Below are 4,096 nucleotides of genomic sequence, written 5' to 3'. Positions count from 1 at the left end.
TAGATCTGCTATTTCTTGGGCAACCGCTTTGGACGCTGTGGCCGAATTTTCATATACTATGGTACCTATGTTTTCAAATCTTTTTTCGAAACCTGTTGCTTTGTCTATGTTACTTTTTAACATTTTAATTATTTAGAAATGAGGATATTTTTGATTAAAAATTATTTCTTTTTTAAGCCCAATTTATGACCCCAAATTGCGTAGTATAGTATAATTGCATAACATGGCAGTAAAATCCAATAGCTACTATTGGCTGCAGTTGACATTGCTTCTGCTTCTGTTACACCACTTGCAATCAATTCATGCTTTCCTGAATCAACCAATCTACCATATAATGGTGGAATAATTGCACCTCCAGAGATAGCCATTATTAGTAAAGCCGATGCTGTTTTTGTAAACTTGCCCAAACCTTTTAACGTTAAAGGCCAAACCGCAGGCCATACCAAAGCGTTAGCAAAACCAAGAGCAGCAATAAAAACAACAGAAGTAAAACCTTCAGTTGATAATATACATATGGAAAAAATAATTCCTAATACTGCACTAATTCGCAATGCTAAACTTTGACTCATGTATTTTGGTATTAAAAATACACCTAATGCATAGGCAGCTACCATGGCCATTAGTGTATAAGATGTGAAAAACTTAGCCTCTTCACCAGGAAAACCTAAGGATATTCCATAGGCAATAATGGTATCTCCAGCAATTACTTCTGCTCCAACATAAACAAACAACGTCAATACGCCTAGCCATAAATGCGGAAACTGTAGAATACTGGTTTTAGCCGTTTCGCCCTCTTTTAATTCTTCTTCAGCCTCCTCCTCAACATGTGGTAAAGGAGCTTTTAAAATTAAAATCCCTAAAACAAATAATACAACTGCCATGGCAATATAAGGGGTTACCACGCTATCAGCCATAGTCTGTAATAATTGTGATTTTTCTTCATCAGAAACTACTTTTACTTTTTCCTTTACCTCATCAATACCAGACAATAATAATGCTCCAAAAATTAAAGAACCAAGTGCTCCTGCCACCTTATTGGCAATACCCATAATAGCAATTCGTTTAGCTCCACTTTCTATAGGTCCTAAAATAGTAATGTAAGGGTTTGCTGCCGTTTGTAACAACGTCATCCCTGTACCTTGAATAAAAATACCTGTTAAAAATACCCAATATGTCCTAGCCTCTGCCGCGGGGATGAACACCAATGCTCCTAAAGCCATGATAATTAAACCAATGGACATTCCTTTTCTATATCCAACTTTTCTAAGCACATAAGATGCTGGCAAAGCCATAACCACAAAAGATATATATGATGCCGAAGCTACCCAATAGGATTGTGCTTCAGTCAATTCGTTAATGGTTTTCATAAACGGAATTAAGGCTCCGTTAATCCAAGTTACAAAACCGAATATAAAAAACAATCCGGCAATGATTGAAATGGCTACTACATTATTGTCGCTTGTTGTATTTTTCATTATAATGATTTTTGTGCCGCAATATGGTAAAGGTTAAATAATAAATGGGGTGTTTTATCGTCTAAATGGTTTGAATTTTATTCATAACAAAAAATCATATTATTTCATAATAATTTTCCATAAAGCTATCTATAAGTTTAAATTGATTTTTTGCACGATTTAAGTTATGTTCAGGGTATTTTGTTTTATAATAAATGTCGCCATTTAAATAATCGGTTAAAAAACGCAGTGCCATTATAAAAATCATTGTTTTAGCACCCAGCGGCAAACATCTTAACTCTATTGGAGATAATGAAGATTTCATTTTCTTTAAGAAGCCTTTCGAATACGCTTTATAATAATCAAAATTAAATTCTACAAGATCTAAATTAGTTTCGTCTTCTGCTGCCGTATTGCAAATAGTCCTAATGGCATCTCCAAAATCATAATGGACTACTCCCGGCATTACGGTATCCGTATCTATTAGGCATAATCCTTTATTTTTTTTATTAAATAAGGCGTTTGAAATTTTTGTATCATTATGAGTAACCCTTAGTTTTATTTCTCCAGATTCTTTTAGATTCTGAATAATATGCATTTCCTCTTTTAAATCGGCTACCAATTTTATATAATCTTTGGCTCTTTCTAACCTTTCCATTGATGCTATCTTTAAAGCTTCCTCAAATTGTTCATAGCGAAAAGACATATCATGAAACTTCGGAATGACTTCTACGAGTTTTGATGCATCAAAATCGCTTGTGAATGTTAAAAATTGACCTAATAAACGACCACCTTCATAAGCTATTTCCTCGCTAGTAACTATTTCATGGGTAACACTCTTACCGATAAAATACATCAAGTTCCAATAGTTTCCATCTTGGTCTTTATGATAGTTTCCATCTGATTTGGTCTTTGCAAAAGCCAGTACACGTCGTTTTAATTTTTTTGGAGGAAGTTCTTTTAGTTTTTCTCGAATATGGTGACTCACCGCTACTTTATTTTCGATTAATCCTGGTACATCTTTAAAAACACCTTGGTTGATGCGTTGTAATACGAAAAATGGTTTTTTTGAGGTTATTACTAAGTAGGTGTCGTTGATGTGGCCTGAGGCTAATTCTTTAAAAGAACGGAATTCACCGTTATGTTGAAATTGATTAAAAACCTTTTTTAATTTTTCTTCTAACATACTACCACAGGTTTTTTGGATATACTCCGTTATCTTTCAATTGTTCTATCGCTTTTTGAACAATGGCTTTATCTTCTTTATAAGTAACCCCAAACCATTTTGCATCAGACTTTAAGACTTCTACCGAGGCCTTACCAGAATTCAATATGTCGTTGACGATTAAAGGCAAATAGAATTCTGCTTTTAGGTTTTCGGTATTCGCTTCTAAAAATTCCTCGAACAATTTACCCCCAAACTCAAAACACATTGGTGTAAATCCCCAAAAATTCATAGAAACAATGGTATTTTTATCAATAGGAATAAATTCGCCATTGTCATCTTTTCGCATTAATTTACCATTTATTTTCTCGATATGAGTGCGTTCGGTAACGTCCACTAAATATCCTTTTTCATTTACTTGACACTCGCCTCTTGATACATAACCATAATCTGAAACGGTATTTTTTAACAAATACGCCATGGTATTAAAATTATAGGAATCTTTATCTTTTTCAGCCAAAGATTTTGCCATTGCCTCAAAAGCTTCTTTACCATAAAAATCATCTCCATTTATAATAGCGAAATTCTCTTTGACAACATCTTTAGCCATTAGGAGTGCATGTCCTGTTCCCCAAGGTTTTGTTCTCTCTGGGTTTATATATTTTTCTGGTACATTTTGCAACTCTTGAAAGACATAATCAACTTTTGCTTTGCCTTCCAGTTTTTTGTTAAATATTTGCTTGAACTCCTTCTCGAAGCTTTTCCGAATGATAAACACGAATTTTCCAAAACCAGCATGAATTGCATCGTATAAAGAAAAATCAATAATTGTGTCGCCCTCAGGTGTAAACGAATCTATTTGTTTTAGTCCACCATAACGGCTTCCCATTCCTGCGACTAAAACTACTAATGTTGGCTTATCCATTTTTAAAAAGTATCTTTAATCCAGTTATACGGTTTTCTTTTAATCCACATGCCCCTTGTAAAATCAGGGAAATCTTGTGGTTCACCGTTGTTTTCAATTGACAATTCTGACAAAGGTGTAATGGCACTCCATGCCGCGGCATCATAGACATCCATTGGGGGAGCTATTTTCTCCTTGGCAGATTCTATAAAAGAGTTTATTACAAAGAAATCCATTCCTCCATGGCCGGCCCCCATTGCATGTTCGCCATACTTTTTCCATAAAGGATGGTCGTATTTTTTTAACCATTCGTCGGCCTTGTCCCATTGATGGGGTTTTGATTCTCCTTCTATATACATTCTATTGCCATCAACTTCCCAAAGTCCCTTTGTACCTTGTACCCTAAAACCTAACGAGTACGGTCTTGGCAAATGGACATCATGCGTTACAATGATGGTCTCGCCGTTTGCCGTTTCTATGGTAGATGTAATCACATCGCCCATTTTAAAGTTGACTTTTGCATTGGGATGGTCTTTACCGCCATGCTCCACAATATAATTGTGCAATCCTCTA

At 35.0% G+C, this 4,096-nt stretch carries 3 protein-coding genes and 1 pseudogene; all 4 read right to left on the bottom strand.

Annotated features, from left to right (window positions below; translation table 11 throughout):
* Nucleotides 1-161: 161 nt before the first annotated feature.
* Nucleotides 162-1,475 carry a sugar MFS transporter gene (locus tag UMM65_RS17480; RefSeq protein ID WP_321978448.1) on the bottom strand — a complete coding sequence of 438 codons (1,314 nt, stop codon included), beginning with the start codon at nucleotides 1,473-1,475 and terminating at the stop codon, nucleotides 162-164.
* 94 nt (nucleotides 1,476-1,569) lie between these two features.
* On the bottom strand, nucleotides 1,570-2,640 hold the full coding sequence (locus UMM65_RS17475) for a phosphotransferase enzyme family protein (protein WP_321978446.1): 1,071 nt from the start codon (nucleotides 2,638-2,640) through the stop codon (nucleotides 1,570-1,572).
* A gap of 1 nt (nucleotide 2,641) precedes the next feature.
* Nucleotides 2,642-3,544, bottom strand: coding sequence for a sugar phosphate nucleotidyltransferase (locus UMM65_RS17470; RefSeq protein WP_321978444.1), 903 nt, complete (start codon nucleotides 3,542-3,544; stop codon nucleotides 2,642-2,644).
* Nucleotides 3,545-3,546: 2 nt separating this feature from the next.
* Nucleotides 3,547-4,096 (bottom strand): annotated as a pseudogene (locus UMM65_RS17465) (gfo/Idh/MocA family oxidoreductase); the annotation flags it as partial.

Origin of the sequence: Aureibaculum koreense, assembly GCF_034296135.1 — a bacterium.
GTDB lineage: Bacteria > Bacteroidota > Bacteroidia > Flavobacteriales > Flavobacteriaceae > Aureibaculum.
Note: the sequence above shows the minus strand (reverse complement) of the source record. Positions and strands in the feature narration are given on the sequence as shown.